The following is an 18,335-nucleotide window of genomic DNA, read 5'->3' as shown; positions in this document are numbered from 1 at the left end:
AGGGAACGGACGCGGGAAGGGGGTGCCCGCGTCAGTAGCCGACCGAGTTGAAGAGGAATGGATAGGTGATGATGACGACGCCGCCCTTGGGGGCGGGGAAGGTCCATGACTTGAGGCTGGAGAGGATGCAGGCCTCGACGGCGGCGTTGCTGAGCGTGGAGGACTTGGTCTTCGCGGCGACGACGCGGCCCGCGGCGCCGATGGTCCACTCCAGCACCACCTTGCCGGCCAGGCCGGGCTGCTTCAGCAGGGCGCGCTCGTAGCAGCCGTGCACCTCGTTGAGGTGGCTGTTGATGACGCGGGCCACCGCCTCGCGGTCCACGGTGCCCTGGGTGGAGGCGATGCTGCGGGCCGTGGCGCGGGTGACGGTGCCGCCCACCTTGCCCTTGCCCACGCCGCCCACGCCCAGCGCGCCGATGCCGCCGCCGCCCTTGCCGCGAAGCAGCTCCGCGCCCAGCGTGGCGCCGCCGCCCTTGCCGCCGCCGCCCAGGCCGAAGGTGCCCAGGCCCGCGTTGGCGATGGGCGCCTTCCCGATGAGGCCGGACAGCTTGTAGTTGCTGTTCTTCACGTTCTTGCTGCCAGGGCCACTGCCCAGCTTGTCCACGGCGGCGAGCAAGTCGTTGGTGGCGGGGCCGGCGGCGGACAGCTTCGCCAGCGCCTTGAGCGCCTTGTTCTCCGACGCGGCGGCCACGGCCTTGTTGGGCGGCGGCGGGGGCGTCTTCTCCACCGGCTTGGGCGGGGCCTTCTCCGCCACCTTCTCCTTCACCGGCTTGGGCGCCTTCTGCTTGATGGCCTCCAGCTTCTTCTTCGCCTCCTCCTTCTTCTTCGGCTCGGGGGCGATGAGGCGCAGGGCCACGGGCGGCAGGTTCTTCTGCGTGAAGTCCGCCGTCTCCGGGCTCTCCGGCTTGAGGACGATGAAGGACGCGAAGGCGCCGATGAACAGGACGAAGCTCGCCAGCGCCAGCCACGGCATGCCGCGCAGCGGGTTGACGAAGACGCGCTCGGGCTTGGGCGCGGCGTAGGCCACCAGCGACATGTGGCCCTGCGTCAGCCGCGCGGCGGTGCCCTCGCGCAGGGTGAGGAAGCGGCGGCTGCCGTCGGACTCGAGCGCGGCGCCGGTGACGGGAGCGAAGCGGCCGTCATTGCCGCTCTTCTCCACCTCGGTGCCCGGGGGCACGAAGAGGCGGAAGGAGCCGTTGAGCGTCTCGGCCAGCGTGAAGGGCGCGCCCGTCTCCGGCAGCGTGAAGCCCCACAGGGGCATGGCCTCCGGGAGGTCCAGCGAGGCCTGCACCGGCTTCTTCTTGTCCGGGGCGAAGCGGCGCGCGTCGCGGCGGATGGCGCCCCAGTACAGCTCCAGGTAGAGCTGGGCCGCGCCCTTGCCCGGGGCCAGCTTCGGCGCGTGCGTGGGCCGCGTGGCCACGCGCTGCTCCTGGAGCAGCGGGCCGGAAGGCTCCGGGAAGCCGTCGAGCGCGACGTCCGCCATCAGGTCGTCCGCGAGCAGGATGCCCGGGTTGACGCTCGGCTGTGGGTCCTGCGTGGCGCGGCGGCGCACCGAGGGCAGCGTGCCGGCCGGCACGGCCACGGGGGCCTGCTGCTGCGAGGGCCACGGCGCGTGCGCCCCCGGAACCGGCATGGGCGAGACGACCTGCTGCGGCGGCGCCGGCATGGGGACGATGGCGGGCGCGGCGGCCTGCACGGCCGCGGGCGGCGGGTACGCGGCCTGCGTCACCGCGGCGCTGCCCATGCGCGCGGCGGGAGGCTGCTGCGGCGGCACCGGCCGGAGCTGCGGCTGGGCCTGCTGGGGCGCTTGCGGCACGGCGCGCACGGCGGGGACGGTGGTGGCGAGCGGCTGCTGGGGCGGGGTCACCTGCGTCGCCGGGCGGAGCTGTCGCACGGGCGAAGGCTGCTGCTGCGCCGCGACAGGGGCCACGGCCGGAGGAGGAGGCTGCGCGGCGCCGAGCAGCGAAGCGAGCTCTGGCGGCGGCTGGGGCTTGGCTTCCTGTGGCCTCTGGGCCAGCACGCGAGTCTTGAGGACGAAGGGGCCGCAGAGCACCTCGTCCACGGAGCGGATTTCACACGCGGAGACGCGATGGCCGTTGACGAAGAGGCCGATGGTGGAGCCCGCGTCCTGGATGGCCGCGCGTCCGTTCTGGAAGTAGAGCAGCGCATGGCGCGGCTCCACGGACGGGTCATCCAGGCGCAGGTCGGACGCGGGGTCCGAGCCGAGCGAGTAGGTACCAGGGACGAAGACTTCCGTCCCCACGAGGAGGCCGTCGCGGAGGATGACGACTTGCAGGACGCTGGGCTGGCCGCTCAACGGTGACGCTCCCTTCAAGGGCTGGTGGGCGGTGCTTCCCTACTGGTCGTACACCGTGGAGAGCGTCTCGGACCGGAAGCTCTCGCGCTCGCGGATCATCGACCGCGTCTTCAGCTCCTTGCGGTCATAGAGATAGACGGCTCCGGACTTGTTCGTCTGTCCCTGGATGAGCCGGTCATCGAAGTCGATGCGCGCGGGTCCGCGCTGGGGCGGTGCGGCCGAGGCGCTGGCCTCGGGCTCGCCCGTCACCGGATCCGTCACGGCGGAGCCCTTTGTTTCAATCTTCGGCGGGGCCTTGTTGTTGGCCTTCTTGCTGGACTTCGATTTCGCAGGGCGCGCCGTACGGCCGCGGCCCTGGGCCCAGGAGTCACTCGGGGTGAGCATCGTGCCGATTCCGAGGAGCTGGGCGACGGCCATGCAGAGGAGGAAGCGTCGCATCATCAACAGGTTAAGCGATGCGTGTACCGAGCTGTCAACGCACACTCCGGGGCCGTGAGGAATGCGAGCACACATATGTGTGGGGGGCACTCCCCCCCATGTGGGGCGCGTGCTCCACGAAACGGCCCGGATGTTGCCGGCTCGCTGGAAAGATGGCGTGAGAGAGCGTGATTTTCCGCCCCCGAAGTGGGAGTCCTGCCGAGCAGGCAGGGCTCGAAGTCATCGCGGTGTGACAGGGGATGAAGGATGCTGCCGCGAGGAGGTCACGTGACACGCATGGCTCGAAGGTGGGGAGCGCTCGCGGCGGTGCTGGCCGCGGCGGGCCTGGTGGTGCTGCGCCAGGGCTCGGAGGAGAAGGCGGCCCCCGTCGCCACGACGCCCGCGCAATCCGCTCCAGGCCCACGGCTCGTGTCCGTGGGGCCCCGCCTCACCAGCAATGAGACGTCTCAGCCTCTTTCCATATATGGTGAGCGGCTCGTGCCCGGGCTGCGGCTGGTGCTGGGCCCGCCGCTGTCTCGCGAGCTGCCGCTGGTGGTGGTGGACGCGGGCCACGCCTACGCCCGCCTGCCGTCGGGCCTGACGCTGCCGGAGGACGTGCCCCAGGTGGTGGTGGAGGCGCGGCTGGCGGGGGACTCGAGCACCGAGGGCTCCGCGCGCCTCACCGTGGTGAACGACGCGGCCTTCGCGGACCTCACGGCGATGGCGCTGTCTCCGGATGGGCGCACGCTGTTCCTCGCCTCGTCGCCCACGGACACGGTGTTCGCCCTCGACGTGGAGTCGGGCCGCGTGGAGCCGCTCGCCACCGGCGACGGGCCCTCCGCGCTCGCGACCTTCAAGGATGCGGCGGGCCGGCCGTGGCTGGGCGTGGTGTACCGTTTCCAGCCGGAGTTGAGATTGTACGCGCTGGACTCGCCGGGGAGCGCGCCGAGGGTGCTGCCCGCGCCGCTCGGCGCCCACGGGCTGGAGGTGGATGGCGCGCGCGGGGTGGCCTTCATCGCGGAGCACGTGAAGGACCGCGTCCACGCGCTGTCGCTCGCCGACGGGAAGACGCGCTGGTCCACGGCGGTGGACCCCAACCCCCGTGCGCTGGCGCGATGGAAGGACCTGCTCGCGGTGGGCAGCCTCCAGACGGGACAGTTGGAGTTGCTGCGGCAGGAGGACGGTGCGTCCGTGGCCACGGTGGTGCCGGGGCCGGGCGTGTCGATTCTGGGCGGCCACACGGAGCCGTTCCGCGCGCAGGTGATGGGCGGCAAGGCACCGCGCGCGCTGGTGGCGAGCGAGCGGCTCGGTCGCCTCTTCATGGCCAGCCTGGGGCCCAACGTGGGCCCCAACCCGAAGCGCATGGAGGTGAGCGCCAACAGCGGCGTGGCGGTGGTGGACCCGGCGACGGGCGGCTACGTGCGGCACCGGGGCTTCGGCGCGGGTGTGACGGAGGGGCTGGCGCTGGATGACGCCGCGGGCCTGCTCTACGCGGCGGATGTGGGGGTCGGCCGGGTGCGGGTGCTGGAGGCGCGGGCACTGGCGGGCGCGGAGCAGGTGGCGCGCGGGGCGGTGCTGCAGGAGGTGGCGATGGCGCCGCCGGACGGCACGCCGCGCATCCGCCCGGCCGCGGACTTCGGGACGAAGGGACGGGCAGGGGAGGAGCTCCACTCCGGCCCGCGCTCGCTGGCGCTGTCGCCGGACGGGCACACGCTCTACGTGCTCAACCGCTTCACGCGGACGGTGGCGGTGGTGGACGTGCGCGAGGCGCGAGCAGGCCGGGCCCGCGTGGTGCGCCAGCTTCCGGTGGTGCCGGGGCGCGCGCAGGCCAAGCGCCGCCTGGGCCAGGTCCTCTATTACGTGGACCTGGGGCGCACCGGCATCACCTGTGACGGCTGCCACATCGATGGGCACACCGGCGGCGTCTTCTACGAGAAGACACATCCCAATCGCATCTATCGCTCCACCACGGTGCTGGGCAGCCGCGATACGCCCCCGTATTTCACGCCGGCCAGCCAGCACAGCCTCGCGGATACGGCGAGCTTCGTGGGCGCGCGCAACCGCTTCCATAACCCGGACCCGTCTCCCGACGAGGTGGAGGCACTCACCCTCTTCAACGCGCTGATGACCACGCCGCCCAACCCCTACCGTGGCGAGGACGGCGCGCCACTGGAGACGGTGGAGCTGCCGGACGGCCGCACGGGGAAGCCCGCGCACGGGCGCGAGCTGTTCGAGGGGAAGGGCCGCTGTGTGGAGTGCCACCCCGCGCCGCTCTACACGCTGGACCAGGACCCGGCGACGCGCGGGAAATACCTCGACGTGGGCACGCCCATCGCGCTGCCGCTGCGGCTGGAGCAGCAGACGCTGGTGCCCGGCGCGGCGCCACCGTCACTCGTGGGCACCTGGGACGTGTGGCCCATGCTGACGAGCGCCACCGCGGGCTACGCGGTGAAGGACGACCGGCTGGTGGTGGGCACGCGCTTCCCGCTGCGCGCGGTGCTGGAGACGTCCGGGCCGAAGCATGGCGACGCGCAGGCGCTCACGCCGGAGGAGCGTGATGACCTGCTCGCGTTCCTCCTGACGCTGTGAAACATGTCTCACGTCCATCCACCTTCGGTGCCAGGCGAGCAACCAGCCCGGCACGGATGTTCCACGGCGGGCCGAAATCTTGGCTCTCGCTGTGCCACTCTCACCCTGAATCCGTGACCTGAGTCGGTGTGACTTGCGCCGGTTCGGGGAACTGCGGTGTACAATCCGACAGATGCGCGCCCTCTCGCGTTCCGCCTGGCTCCTCGTTCCCGTGCTGTTGCTGTCGTGCTCCGACGCGGGCCTGTATGCCCTGGACGGCCGGGGCCCCCATGGAAAGGACCGCGCCAGCTTCTCCGGCAACGTCTGCGTGCCCCTCGCGGGTGGTGACGCCTTTCCCACCAAGGTGCTCTTCGCCATTGAAGGAGGGGATGGCGTGGAGGCGGAGATGGTGGGCTACGCCACGGACGGCCTGTCCACGCTGACGAGCCGCTTCTCCGGCCCCTTCGTGAAGTTCGGGCTGGTGGCCTACCACACGGTGGCCACCGGCCTGCTGGGCGGCTTCTCCGACGCCTCGGAGTTCCAGGCCACGCTGCCTCGCTACGCGTCGTACCAGGAGTCGGGGCCGGTGAGTGTCCGCGCCTCCCTGCGGCTCGCCAAGACGCTGCTGTCCGGCGACATGCAGACGTCCTGCCGGGGCGAGGTGGCCCGCACGCGTTACATGGTGGTGGTCATCGTCCGCACCGGGGACAGGACGTGCGCCCGCGCTCGCGACAACGACGACTTCGGCGTGGGGCTCGACTCGCGCTGCCTCGCCCTGTCCACCACGGCCACCTGTGGCCCCGCCGGCTCCCCGTCGCGGGACGCCTGTGACGCCTCCTGCGGCAGCTGCGAGCTGACGGCCGTCACCGGCGAAATCAAGGCGCTGGCCGAGCAGTTCGGCGCGGGCGAGGTGGTGGTGCAGCCCATCTACGTGCGCGGCACCGCGCCGGACCCGCTCACCCGCCAGCTGGTGGCCGCCATCGCCAGCGCCGGGGGCACCGAGCCCATCGAAGTGGACTTCGCCGGCCTGCCCGGCGCCCTCACCAGCATCAAGTACGCCGCCCGGGCCAACTCCCTCAAGCTCAAGCGCTTCATCGCCTTCAACCGCAATGTGGTGGTGCGCGCCGGCCAGGTGCTCCCCGACAGCGACGGGGACGGCCTGCCGGACGGGGACGAGGACGCGCTCGGCACGGACGCGCTCGTGCTGGACTCGGACCAGGACGGGTTGATGGACGGCCTGGAGGTCCGCATGGGCCTGGACCCGCTCGTGCCGAATGTCATCAACGGCTGCAACCTGTCCCTCGACGAGGACGGAGACCGGCTCAACACCTGCGAGGAGCGCGTGCTCGGCACGGACCCGTGCATCGGCGACACGGACGGGGACGCGCTGCCGGACCTGGTGGAGCTCCTGTCCATGACCAACCCGCTCGTCCCCGAGGACTTGCTGGACTCGGACCGCGACGGCATCACCAACGTCGCGGAGGTGGAGGCGCACGGCGACCCGCTCAGCGCCGACCTCGACTTCCACGTCGAGCGTGGCTACGGCTACAACCTGGTGCAGTCCGAGCCCTCCGCCGACGGCCGCACCTGCTACGCCACGCGCGCGGAGAACATCACCGTCGTCCCCACCCGCGAGCGGCCCCACCCCTTCATCCCGGGCGAGGTCATCAAAGCGGGCACCAACGAGGTGTACCTCTACCTCCAGGCCGGCCGGGACAATGACCCCCGCGGTGCCGGCATCGGCTCGCTCTTCATCCAGCCCATCCAGTACAGCGAGGAGGCGGGCCGCACCCCCGCGGGCACCGTCGCCCTCGACCCCAACGACTTCATCCTCGGAACCTGATCCATCCCCCTGGTGTGGAGTCCGCCCCACGTCTTCAATGGGGAGTACCCCCCACACTCCCCCGGCCTGGATCCTCGTCCCATCCCCAACCACTTGATTCTCCAGGGTTTCGCCCGAGTGTTGGCTACGGATCGCTCCTTGCTAGGAGCAACGGGCTGAAAGGAGTCACCATGTCACTCGTTCGCATTGCATCGGCTCTCACGCTCGGGGCCTTCCTCTTCCTGGGGTCCTCGGCTCAGGCGCAGTCCAACAACAACCCCGACAATCCGGAGTGCCTCGGCGATAGCTGCGGCAAGCCCCAGGAGGAGGGCGGTGGGTGTGGCTGTGGGTGCGGCTGCTCCGTCTGGGTGAACTACACGGATGACGGCGACACGCTCGCCTACACGGACGACGCCGACGGCGACGGCAAGGCGGACGACCGTGACAACTGCCCCTTCGTCTCCAACCGCGACCAGACGGACGAGGACGGCGACGCGGTGGGCAACGCGTGCGACAACTGCTCGGCGCTCTCCAACTTCCAGCAGCGCGACGCGGACGGCGACGGCAAGGGCGACGACTGCGACGCCGACCAGGACGACGACACCATCGAGAACGCGAAGGACAACTGCGCGCTGGTGCCCAACAAGGACCAGAGCGACCTGGACTCCGACGGCGCCGGTGACGTCTGCGACCTCGACGACGACAACGACGGCGTCGCCGACGGCCAGGACAACTGCCCGCGCATCTCCAACCCCAGCCAGGTGATGCCCACGGACGGCAGCCAGTGCCGCGTGGACGCGGACGGCGACAACATCTCCGACAACGGCGACAACTGCCCCGGCCTGGCCAACCCGGACCAGGCGGACGCGGACGCGGACAACCAGGGCGACGCGTGCGACGCGGACATCGACAACGACAGCATCCTCAACGCGCAGGACAACTGCGTGGCCGTCTCCAACCGCGAGCAGCTCGACGATGACCGCGACGGCTCCGGCGACGCGTGCGACACGCGCTACTGCCTGGTGCTGGACGAGGGCCGCCCGGATGACTGCCTGGACCCGAAGGCGCCCTTCACCGTCAGCGGTGGAAAGACCATGGCGGTGGAGGAGACCGGCACGGCCCTGCGCCCGCCGCTGTTCGCCAACCGCAACGGCGCGGCCATGGAGTACAAGTGGACGGTGACCAAGCGCCCCTCGGGCTCCGACGCGGTGGTGGAGAACCCGCAGGGCGCCGTGACGCTCAGCCGTGACTGGCAGTACACCTACGTGGACGGCAGCGTGCCGACCTTCACGCCGGACGCGGAGGGCGAGTACGAGCTGCAGGTGACGGCGCGCCTGGCCTTCTCCGACCGCGTCTTCCCGGACCAGCGCGTCTCCACCTCCAACCTCATCATCAAGGTGGGCAAGGGCTCGGGCGACGGCCCCAACTGCAGCTCGGTGCCCGCGGGCTTCAGCATCACCGCGCTGGGCGCCGCGCTGCTCAGCGTGCTGATGCGCCGCCGTCGTCGTCAGCAGTAGACTCACAGTCCCATGCCAGGAGGACCGTTCCGCATGCGCCGCCTCGTTCGTTTCCCGCTGTTCGCGGCGGGCCTCCTGGCCGCTGGCCTCATCTCCTGCACCGACTCGCTGCTCGAGCCGCGTGCGGAAGTGCAGTCCAACCTCGATGACCGGCTGACGCTCCAGGGGCGGGTGTGTACCCGCCCGCCCAACCCCTCCGGCTTCCCGGTGAAGGTGGTCGTCGTCATCGACGAGTCGGGCAGCATGTGCATCTCCGACCCGCCGGGCGCGCAGCTGGACAGTGGCTTCTGCCAGCGCGCGGAGGTGCAGGCCGTCATCCCGCCGGGCGTCACCGAGCCCGCGCGCGTGCGCGCCCTCAAGCGCCTGGTGCAGCAGTTCCGCCAGGTCAACGCCCAGGGCGGCAACGTGCAGGTGTCCGTCGCCCCGTTCGAGACGAACGTGCGCAACGTGTGGCCGCCCACCACGGTGGGCAGCCGCTTCGCGCGGCCGGACAACAACATCGACAGCTACATCGACGGCCTGCAGAGCCAGCTGGGCAAGGGCACCGACTACCAGGGCGCCCTGTCCTACGCGTACAGCGTCATCGCCAGCGACATCAACGCGGTGGCGCAGTCCAACCCGGAGCTGCTGCCGCGCACGCGCTACGTCGTCGTCTTCCTCACCGACGGCACCCCGTACCCGCGCTGCTCCGCCACCGACAACCTCAGCGTCTACGCCAACCCGGACAACCCGGACCTGACGTGGGCGGATTCCATCGTCGACTTCTGCAACGCCACCAGCACCACCGACGCCATTGATGGCTTCGAGGTGGGCACGGACCGCAACCAGAACTACCAGCTGTTCAGCTACGTGCGCCGGCTGATGGAGCTGAAGGACCAGTACAACGTGGGCGACGTGCGCATGCACACGGTGCTGCTCTTCAACCAGGAGGCGGTGCGCGCCTGCGGCCCCATCTGCCAGGAAATCTACGGCATCTACCCGGGCGTGCCGCAGGCCCAGTACCCGGAGGCCGCGAAGAAGATTGCCTCGTGGCTGCTCAAGCGCTTCGCGGAGATGGGCAACGGCGTGTACCAGGAGTTCAACGACACGGCGGAAATCTCCAACCTGGGCCTGGGCGCGCTGGACTACTCGTCGTTCGCCTCGCGCAACGTGATGAAGTCGCTGGTGGTGGAGGCGCTCAGCTCCGGCCCGGGTGGTGACGATGGGCGGGTGCTGGACAGCGACGGGGACGGCGTGCCGGACTCGGAGGACAACTCCTTCACGCTGAAGACCAACACCTTCCTCTCCGACAGCGACGGCGACTGCCTGGACGACGGCTTCGAGTTCCGCCGCGAGGACCAGGGCTTCCGCGCGAGCAATGATCTGGACGCGCGCGGCTGCGACCCGGCCTCCCCGCTCACCCGCAACTGCGTGTGCCGCGACACGGACGGTGACGGCCTGTCGCAGTTCGCCGAGGACTATCTGCACACGCGCACCGGCATCGTGGACAGCGACGGCGACGGCGCTCCGGACCGCATGGAGGCGCGCTGGGGCCTGGACCCGCTGGAGCCCAGCGTGTCGGGCCTGGACACGGACGGAGACGGGCTGCCGGACGACGTGGAGCTGCGCGCGGGCACGGACCCCACCAATCGGGACCGCGCCTTCTACGAGCGCTACGGCTACCAGTACGAGACGCGCATCGCCGAGGTCCGGCAGGACGGCAGCATCTGCTACGACTTCACCGTGTCCAACCTGCAGCTCGTCACCCCGCCGGACCGCGCGGGCGCGAAGCAGGGCCACAACCTCTTCAAGGTGTGGTTCGCCGAGGCGCCGGAGAGCGGCGTCTCCACCGACTACGGCGTGTGGCGCGCCGCCTGCGCCTGGGCCCAGTACGCGCCGCCCAGCGTGCGCGTCCCCGCCGGCCCCGAGCTGTCCTTCACGGACGCCAACTTCCGCCGTCCCGACCAGCTGAGCAACCCGTGGAACAACCAGAACGACTGTGTCGGAACTCCGCCCGCGGGCGCGCAGGGGGGCAACCCGTGAGCCGCGCCGGACGCGTGCTGGCGTGCGGCCTGACCGCGCTCGCGGTGGTGGTGGCCTGTACGGACAGCTACCTGTACGACCCGCGCCGCGATGCGGAAGTCCCGGTGGACCGGGCCGTGTCCTTCGACGGCCGCTTCTGCACGGTGGGCAGCAACGAGGTGGTGCGCCCCATCAAGCTCGTCGTCGCCATGGACGCCTCGCAGTCCATGCGCGTGAGCGACCCGGACGGTACGCGCGCCACCGCGCTGGTGCAGCTGATTGAGAACCTGCCGAGGGACCCCGAGGTCTCCATCGCGGTGATGCTCTTCGCGGGCAGCACCACGGCCTTCCTCACCCAGACGCCGGGCAACCCGCCGCAGGACGGCTTCGTGCAGGTGTCCACGATGGACGACGCGACCCGCCGCCGTCTCACCGAGCAGCTGCTCACCTTCCGCAACCCGGACAACTCGCCGAACCGCGACTCGACGGACTTCGTCAAGCCGCTGTCGGACATCTACTCGCTCATCAACACGGACATCGCCCGCAGCCGGTTGGAGCCGGGCGGCTCCCAGGCGCTGGCGCAGGCGCGCTACTCCGTCATCTTCCTGTCGGACGGCAAGCCCACCAACGACCAGGACGACGAGCTCATCCAGGGTGACGCGGTGGTGCGCATCCGCCAGCTCAGGGACCTGGTGGAGGAGGTGCGCGTCAACACCGTGCACGTCTTCCTGCCCACCCAGCCGGTGTCGTCGTGTGACATCGCCGGGGACGGCGGCTGCCCGCTGCTCATCATCAACCAGAACGCGGACCGATTGGAGCAGATGGCCACGCTGGGCGGCGGCAACTTCCGCGACTTCCGCAACAACGAGCCCATCAACTTCCTGGACTTCACCTTCGGCCAGGTGCGCCGCTCCTTCATCGTGAAGGAGGTGGTGGCCTCCAACTTCTCCGCGCCTCCGGGCAGCCCGGTGGACGTGGGGGACACGGACGGCGACGGCCTGACGGACGCGCGCGAGGCCGAGGTGGGCACCAACCCCAACCTCATGGACACGGACGGGGACGGCTTCAGCGACGGCGTGGAGGTGTACTTCCGGGACCGTGGCGTGGACTTCAACCCCACCCAGATTGCGCTGCCGGACGGCGGCGGGCTGGACAAGGGCTGCCCGCCGCTGCTGCGCCCGGAGGACACGGACTGCGACCGGCTGCTGGACTGTGACGAGCAGTTCATCGGCACCAACGCCAACCTGGCCGACAGCGACCGCGACGGCGTGCCGGACGGCGTGGAGTGGCGCGGCGGCACCCAGGGCGCCAGCAATGATTTGGACGAGGACCCGGACAACGACGGGCTGACGAGCCGCGCCGAGCTGCGCCTGCACACGCGCCCGCTCGAGGTGGACACGGCGAGCCTGTCGGTGGACGGCTACCGGTACTCCTTCGAGGCGGACGGGCCCCCGGATGCGCTGGGCCGCCAGTGCTACAAGCTGCGCGTGGACAACGTCCTCCTGGCGCCGACCATCGCCGCCGCGGACGACGCGGGCGTGGTGGTGCGCGGGGCGGGCTTCAACGACATCTCCCTGTCCGTGGCCATGGTGCCCGCGGACGACCCCACCGCGCGGACCCTCGTCCGCACCTACCGCGTGGACACGGTGCGCTACCCGGTGGGCGGCATCAAGTCGCCCGCTGACGGCGTCATCCACGTGGAGCCCGAGTACTTCGTCGACGGCTGCCCCGGCCGGGTCACCGCGTCGCCCCCCACGCCTTGAGAACCCACGCCATGCCCACCCACGTCCGACTGCTTCCGCTCGCGCTGCTCGCCCTCGTTGCCTGCTCGTCCGGAGGTGGCGAGGGGGACACGGACGCGGGCACCAACCCCGTGGAGGACCTCTGCAACAGCCGCGAGGAGGCGCTGACGCTGGCCGAGTGCGAGCTGAAGCCGGGGGTGGCGCTGGACCGCTTCCTCGTGCAGGCGGGCGAGACGAAGGCGGGAGACCAGGACTGGTACCGCATCGTCCTTCCCGCTGACACCAGCGCGCGCACCCTGCTCAACGTCAATGGCGCGTACCTCGCGTCCAGCACCGCGGTGAACCTGTCCATCACCGTGCTGGAGACGCTGCCCAACGGGAGCGACTCGGCGCTGGTGAAGAAGGAGGACAAGCACGGCCAGGGCGCGCCGCGTCCGGTGGACATGGTGCTGCCGCTGCGCAATGACTTGAAGAGCAAGACGCTGCTGGTGCTGGTGCAGGACTCGCCGGACGTGGTCTCTCGGCCCAACTACGACGCGAAGAGCCCGTACCGGCTGAAGGTGGAGATTGCCACCAACCCGGACACGCACGAGCCCAACGACACCCAGGCCACGCCCACCCCGCTGGCGCTGGCCCCCGAAGGCGCCCAGCAGGTGGGCACGATGACGGGCTACCTCGCCACGGACAACGACGTGGACCACTACACCTTCGACCTCGCGGTGGGGAAGGTGGCGTACGTGCGCATCGTCGCGCCCAACCAGGAGTTCGTCCCCAACTGGCGCCTGTCCTACGAGCTGCGCCGCCCGGGCTTCGCGGAGAAGGAGGACGAGGGCCAGGTGCCGCCCCAGGTGCGCGGCGGCGAACTGGCCACGGCGCGCAAGGTGAAGCTCGCGGGCACGTGGATGCTGGTGGTGAAGGGCTACCGCGGCCTCAACGACAAGGAGACCGCCCAGGGCGACCTGAACCAGCGCTACGAGGTGGAGGTGCGCGTCATGGACGAGGATGACGTGCAGGACCGCACCGGCACCGGCAACGACACCGTGCAGGGCGCCACGGCGCGCAGCCTGGAGAGCGCCTCGCCGGGCACGCCCCAGGCGACGACGTCCTTCACCGGACGCCTGGGCTATGTGCCGGACCGCGACTGGTACTCGGTGCGGCTGCCCGCCTCCAGCGTGCCCACGGTGCTGAGCTACCGCGTGGTGCCGCTGGGCACGGGCGGGCGCTTCCCGCCGCTGCCGGACACGGCGGACCGGCTGGTGCAGGTGTTCACCCTGGTGAACAAGGGCGCCAACATCAGCGAGTGGCGCACCGCGTGCCTCAGCGACGTCACCGCCTGCCCCAAGGGCTACGGGGAGAACCCGGACGCGCGGCAGCTGGTGGAGGGCTACTGCACCCGCGGCGATTTGCCGGCGCCCATGTGCACGCACTCGTACCGCGAGGAGGCGGCGGCCAACCCGCGCTTCACCAACCTGAGCAACTTCCGCGGCGTCATTCCGGTGCCCGCGCACACCGCCGCCGTCACGTACTACCTCGTCGTCCAGGACGACGGCACCAACTGGGCGGATGACCGCGACTACCGGGTGGACGTGGCGTGGGATGTGGAGGACGCGGACGAGCTGTCGCGCTACACCGGCGGCGTGGAGGTGCCGGTGGCCCGCACGCTGGCGTCCACCACCGCCTACCCGGCCCCGCCGGACACCGCCGAGTTCTCCGTGACGGGCCAGCTGTCAACCGGCTATGGCCGGCTGCGCAGCGGCGATGACCGGCTCAGCGGCCTGGGGGTGCGCGGGCCGGCGGACTACGACGCGGTGCCCTCGGACGTGGACTCGTACCAGTTCCAGCTCCCCACCGTGGCGGCCCCCGAGGACCGCGCGTGGCTGGTGCAGTGGGAGGTGGCGAAGCTGGCGGACGGTGGCACGCCGCACGGCCTGGCGCTGGACCTCACCTTCTGCGACGGCGACGCGGCGGACGCCGGCGTCGGCGGCTGCTCGCCGGTGACGACGGGCAGCCGCAACGGCTCGCTGACGCTGGGCTACCGCGCGGACGCACTGCGCGCCTGGCACACGCCGAGCGGCGCGTCTTCGAGCAGCCTGCAACCGCAATACACCCTGGAGGAGCGTCCGGGCTCCACCGTCGTCACCCTGGCGCCGTACGCGTGCGGCTGCCTGGAGCGGCGCTTCATCCACGGTGGCACCATGCGGGTGGACGTGTCCGCGTCCGAGCGCCTGGACTACGAGCGCGTCAACTACACGCTGCGCACCGGCTACGGCGCCTACCCCCAGAGCTACTCGGTGGACGGTGGGGCCAGCGTGTCCTGCCCGGCGCCGACGCAGGATGGCGGCACGACGCTGCCGGACGGAGGCGCGGCACCCATGGGCTGGAGCGGGGGCTGCGTCTTCACCCGCCAGCCATGAGCGCGGTGGCGGTACGGCGGGAGCCCAAGCCCCCGGCAGGGGGTTGGACGCCCCCGGCAGGGGGTTGGACGCCCCCGCCAGGGGGATGGAAGCTCCCGCCCGGAGGGCGGGAGCCCCGCCCCGACTCAGGGGTCCACGCCCAGGCCGTTGAGGGTGATGACCTTCTCCGGCGTGTTGGCCGAGTTGGACTTGATGGTGAGCGTGCCCGTGTACTCGATGTTGTCCGTGGGCCGGAACTCCACCTGCACGAAGGCGCGCTTGTACGTCTCCAGTGCGAGCGGGGTTTCGGCGGTGAGGCCCTCCGGGAGCGTCACCTTGAACTGCGACGGCGCGGACACGGTGATGCCGGTAATCTGCAGCGTCCCCTCGCCGCGGTTCTCCAGGACGAGCGAGTTGAAGCCCGTCTGCCCGACGAAGGTGCCGCTGCCGAACTCGCGATTGAAGGCCATCTCGTCGCGGTCGGTGAAGAGCGTCGGCTCCTTGGGAATCTCCGTCTCGTTTCCACAGCCGGCCAGGGCGAAGAAGAATATGGGGAGCCACCGGGTACGCAGTTGCATGGACGTCCACTCCTCGGATTGAGGGTCAGATGATGATGTCGTTTGTAACAGTGTTTCAGCGCAACGCACAGGTGGCCGCGATGCTGCTCTTCGCGGTGTTCCTGGGAGCGTGTGGGGGCTCGCGCGAGGACTTCATCGGCCCGCGTGTGAAGGACACGTGTGACGCGTCCTGGCCCGTGTGCAGCCGCGTGGCCGGTTGCATCCTCGGCACGGAGAGCTATGCGGAGGGCCGCTTCCCCGGCCGCGGACAATTCATCGTCCAGGTGCCGGAGGCCGCCACCGTCAAGGTGCGCTTCTACCTGGAGGACGTGACGTCCTCGGGCGAGGAGACAGTGGTCCTCTTCCACGAGGAGGGCTGCCGCGCGCGCACGCGCCAGGCGGCAGACGGGCGCGCGGTGCTCGACACCATGGAAAAGTTCGGTGAATTCACCCGCGAGGCGGACCTCACCGGTGTGGGGGACCACCTCATCGAGTTCGAGTCCGACATGCAGGCGCGCTACATCGTGAAGGTGGACGTGCTGCCCCTTCGCAACCGGTAGCGCGCTCTGGCTCAGCCCTTCATCGCGCGCACCAGGTGGTGCGCGACGCGGAAGCTGTTGGCGGCGATGGTGAGCGTGGACGGCACGCTGCCGCCGGTGGGCATGAAGCTGCCGTCCACCACGTAGAGGTTGGGCACCTCGTGCGCGCGGCAGTTCTTGTCCAGCACCGAGGCCGCCGCGTCGTTGCCGAAGCGGCAGGTGCCATGCTGCAGAATCGTCGTCTCGCCCATGACGCCCTTGCGCTGCACGTCATCCGGGTCCAGCCGCAGCAGCACCTCTTCGCCGCGCTCCACCAGGAAGCGCGTGGCGGCGAAGTCCATGGGGTGGCGCTCCACGGTGATGGCCGCCACGGGGATGCCGTACTTGTCCTTCGTGTCGTCGGACACGCTCACGTAGGTGCCGGACGTGGGGAGCCACTCCGCGTAGACCTCGAACTGGAGGATGCGCGAGTCACGGTACTCCCGCATCTTGTCCTTCAGCGCCTTGCCGAAGAGCGCGCTCTTCCCGTCGCCAGCCAATTCCACCGCCGCATGGATGGGATTGGGGTGCGCCCACATGAAGCCCAGCGTGCCGCCCTTGCGGAAGCCGAAGCGGCTGTCGGGCAGGAGGTAGAAGTCCTGCACGCTGCGGTTGACGAAGGGCGCCGGGTCCTTCAGCCACGGCCGCGCCTCGCCCTGCTTGGACACGCGGAACGTCGCGAACGACTCGCCGAAGGAGCTGAAGAGAAGGTTCTTCCCCACCAGCCCGCTGCCATTGGCCAGTCCGCGCGGGAAGCGGCCGGAGGTGGAGTTGAGCAACAGGCGCGCGCTCTCCACCGCGGTGCAGGACACCACCACCACCTTGGCGGGCTGCTCCTGGACCTCGCCATTCTCATCCAGGTAGATGACGCTCTTCGCGCGACCCTGCTTGTCCACCTCCACGGTGCGAGCCATGCAGCCGGGGCGCAGGTCCACGTTGCCGGTGGCCAGCGCGGCGGGGATGAGGCTGGCGTTGGTGCCGCTCTTGGCGCCCGTCTCGCAGCCGTAGCTTCCGCACAGCGAGCAGTAGGAGCACTGCGCGCGGCCCCGGTACGGCCGGCTGATGATGCCGCGCGCGGTGGGCAGCGAGTGCCAGCCCATGGCCTTGCAGGCCTTGTCGATTTCCGACGCCACCGGGTGCACGTCCAGTGGGGGCAGCGGGTAGGGCCCCGAGCGCGGCTCCGCGAAGGGGTGGGGCACGGCCTCTCCGGACACGCCCAGCTCGGCCTCGGCCTTGTCGTAGAAGGGCGCCAGCTCCTCGTAGGAGATGGGCCAGTCCGCCAGCGTGCTGCCCGACACCGCGCCCAGCGTGGAGCGCAGCCGGAAGTCCACCGGCTTGAGCCGGTAGAAGAAGCCGCTCATGTGCACGGTGCCGCCGCCCACGCAGTTGGCCGTCCACGCGACGTTGGAGCGCTCGTAGCGGCTCTGCGCGCCGTGCCGCACCAGGTGCGGCTCCTCCCACGGCAGCGGCATGAAGAAATTGCGGCGGCTGTTCAGGATTTCGTCGTGGACGAAGTCCTTCGGCTGGTAGTGGCGGCCCTTCTCCAGCACCACCACCTTGAAGCCCGCGCGGCCCAACTCCAGCGCCATGGGCGCGCCGCCCGCGCCGCTGCCGATGATGCAGACGTCGACCTCGGGCAGGCTCATTTGTGGGCGCCTCCGTGGGGGAGCCCGCACTCGCGCAGGCACTTCGGGCCGTCATGGCCCTCCGGGGGGGCCATGGCCACGGTGCCCACGGCGTCGAACCCCATCAGCCTCCAGCCCACCTTCCCCTTGTTGCCGCCGTAGGACGGGTCCCCGAGGTAGCCCTCCAGCGTCATGACGGTGAGCAGCTCGAAGAAGTGCGCCTCGCCGCTCTTCGGCGGGCTGTCCCGGAAGAGGGCGAGCAACTCGTCCTGTTGCTCGGGCGTGAGGGTGGAGAAGCCCTTCTGGAACATGCGCTGCGCGCGGCGCTCCAGCGCGGCCACGCCGGTGAGGAAGTCGTCGCGTATCGTCTCCAGCGCCGGTGTCTGGAGGATGCGGTCGATGTAGACGGGCACGTCCGCGTCCAGCGCACCCGCGTCCTCGTCACGCGGAAGGATGCGCTCGCAGGCGGCGGCCACCGCGGCGTACTCGAATGCCGAGAAGGTGCGAAGCGCCCGGCCGTTGACGGTGGCGCCAAGGGGCCCCGGGTCCGCGGGCGGTGCCTTGGCCTTTTCCTCGGAGCGCTTGCAGGCGGGGCCGAGCAGCACCACGCCACCGCCGAGGAAGGAAAGTCGCTGGATGAAGGAGCGCCGGGACAGGCGGTTCCGGGGGGAATGTGCGCGGGGCATGGGACGCCGAGTCTAACCCAGCCCCCCGTGTATCGCCGCGAAGATGAGACCTGCTCGGCTGCTCCCCAGGACGCGCCGCTGACGTAGGATGCGGGCAACGACGCACAGGGCC

Annotated in this window: 12 protein-coding genes; 7 read left to right on the top strand and 5 right to left on the bottom strand. The window is 70.6% G+C overall.

All coding sequences use genetic code 11. The features are described 5' to 3' along the window. Positions 1-31: 31 nt before the first annotated feature. Complete coding sequence (locus OV427_RS12165) at positions 32-2,317, bottom strand: AgmX/PglI C-terminal domain-containing protein (protein ID WP_267856248.1); 2,286 nt, start codon at positions 2,315-2,317, stop codon at positions 32-34. A gap of 39 nt (positions 2,318-2,356) precedes the next feature. Further along, on the bottom strand, positions 2,357-2,758 hold the full coding sequence (locus OV427_RS12160) for a hypothetical protein (protein WP_267856247.1): 402 nt from the start codon (positions 2,756-2,758) through the stop codon (positions 2,357-2,359). A gap of 273 nt (positions 2,759-3,031) precedes the next feature. On the opposite strand from OV427_RS12160, the gene OV427_RS12155 reads away from it, so the two are divergent. The 6 genes from OV427_RS12155 (at position 3,032) to OV427_RS12130 (ending at position 14,798) form a co-directional block, all read left to right on the top strand. After that, the gene (locus OV427_RS12155) at positions 3,032-5,323 is read left to right on the top strand and encodes a PQQ-binding-like beta-propeller repeat protein (protein WP_267856246.1); all 2,292 of its coding nucleotides are present in this window, start codon (positions 3,032-3,034) and stop codon (positions 5,321-5,323) included. 172 nt (positions 5,324-5,495) lie between these two features. Then, the gene (locus tag OV427_RS12150; protein WP_267856245.1) at positions 5,496-7,145 is read left to right on the top strand and encodes a calcium-binding protein; all 1,650 of its coding nucleotides are present in this window, start codon (positions 5,496-5,498) and stop codon (positions 7,143-7,145) included. Between the two features lie 170 nt (positions 7,146-7,315). Beyond that, positions 7,316-8,641, top strand: a complete 1,326-nt coding sequence (mtsC, locus tag OV427_RS12145) for a cell-cell cohesion MYXO-CTERM protein MtsC (protein ID WP_267856244.1) — start codon at positions 7,316-7,318, stop codon at positions 8,639-8,641. 33 nt (positions 8,642-8,674) lie between these two features. Continuing rightward, complete coding sequence (gene mtsD, locus OV427_RS12140) at positions 8,675-10,663, top strand: cell-cell cohesion protein MtsD (protein WP_267856243.1); 1,989 nt, start codon at positions 8,675-8,677, stop codon at positions 10,661-10,663. Continuing rightward, entirely contained in the window at positions 10,660-12,405 is a 1,746-nt protein-coding gene (locus OV427_RS12135; RefSeq protein WP_267856242.1) for a vWA domain-containing protein, read from the top strand. Before mtsD ends, OV427_RS12135 begins: the two co-directional genes overlap by 4 nt. A gap of 11 nt (positions 12,406-12,416) precedes the next feature. Continuing rightward, positions 12,417-14,798 (top strand): hypothetical protein, encoded by a 2,382-nt coding sequence (locus tag OV427_RS12130; RefSeq protein ID WP_267856241.1) that lies wholly within the window; start codon positions 12,417-12,419, stop codon positions 14,796-14,798. 125 nt (positions 14,799-14,923) lie between these two features. On the opposite strand, the gene OV427_RS12125 is transcribed toward OV427_RS12130, so the two are convergent. After that, positions 14,924-15,355 (bottom strand): hypothetical protein, encoded by a 432-nt coding sequence (locus OV427_RS12125; RefSeq protein ID WP_267856240.1) that lies wholly within the window; start codon positions 15,353-15,355, stop codon positions 14,924-14,926. 50 nt (positions 15,356-15,405) lie between these two features. Between OV427_RS12125 and OV427_RS12120 the strand changes: the two genes are divergently transcribed. Continuing rightward, complete coding sequence (locus OV427_RS12120) at positions 15,406-15,894, top strand: hypothetical protein (RefSeq protein WP_267856239.1); 489 nt, start codon at positions 15,406-15,408, stop codon at positions 15,892-15,894. An 11-nt stretch (positions 15,895-15,905) separates the two neighbouring features. On the opposite strand, the gene OV427_RS12115 is transcribed toward OV427_RS12120, so the two are convergent. Together OV427_RS12115 and OV427_RS12110 are read right to left on the bottom strand one after the other, a co-directional pair. Then, entirely contained in the window at positions 15,906-17,558 is a 1,653-nt protein-coding gene (locus OV427_RS12115) for a GMC family oxidoreductase (protein WP_267856238.1), read from the bottom strand. Then, the gene (locus tag OV427_RS12110) at positions 17,555-18,223 is read right to left on the bottom strand and encodes a gluconate 2-dehydrogenase subunit 3 family protein (protein ID WP_267856237.1); all 669 of its coding nucleotides are present in this window, start codon (positions 18,221-18,223) and stop codon (positions 17,555-17,557) included. Before OV427_RS12110 ends, OV427_RS12115 begins: the two co-directional genes overlap by 4 nt. Positions 18,224-18,335 lie beyond the last annotated feature (112 nt).

The organism is Pyxidicoccus sp. MSG2 (assembly GCF_026626705.1).
Taxonomy (GTDB): Bacteria; Myxococcota; Myxococcia; order Myxococcales; family Myxococcaceae; genus Myxococcus.
This window is presented reverse-complemented; position numbering and strand designations above follow the sequence as displayed.

What these genes read in the sequence shown, in the direction of transcription:
- OV427_RS12125 (WP_267856240.1), bottom strand. Translation starts at nt 15,355, where the DNA reads ATGCAACTGCGTACCCGGTGGCTCCCCATATTCTTCTTCGCCCTGGCC.
- OV427_RS12110 (WP_267856237.1), bottom strand. Translation starts at nt 18,223, where the DNA reads ATGCCCCGCGCACATTCCCCCCGGAACCGCCTGTCCCGGCGCTCCTTC.
- OV427_RS12130 (WP_267856241.1), top strand. Translation starts at nt 12,417, where the DNA reads ATGCCCACCCACGTCCGACTGCTTCCGCTCGCGCTGCTCGCCCTCGTT.
- OV427_RS12115 (WP_267856238.1), bottom strand. Translation starts at nt 17,558, where the DNA reads ATGAGCCTGCCCGAGGTCGACGTCTGCATCATCGGCAGCGGCGCGGGC.
- OV427_RS12160 (WP_267856247.1), bottom strand. Translation starts at nt 2,758, where the DNA reads ATGATGCGACGCTTCCTCCTCTGCATGGCCGTCGCCCAGCTCCTCGGA.
- mtsC (WP_267856244.1), top strand. Translation starts at nt 7,316, where the DNA reads ATGTCACTCGTTCGCATTGCATCGGCTCTCACGCTCGGGGCCTTCCTC.
- OV427_RS12150 (WP_267856245.1), top strand. Translation starts at nt 5,496, where the DNA reads ATGCGCGCCCTCTCGCGTTCCGCCTGGCTCCTCGTTCCCGTGCTGTTG.
- OV427_RS12155 (WP_267856246.1), top strand. Translation starts at nt 3,032, where the DNA reads ATGGCTCGAAGGTGGGGAGCGCTCGCGGCGGTGCTGGCCGCGGCGGGC.
- mtsD (WP_267856243.1), top strand. Translation starts at nt 8,675, where the DNA reads ATGCGCCGCCTCGTTCGTTTCCCGCTGTTCGCGGCGGGCCTCCTGGCC.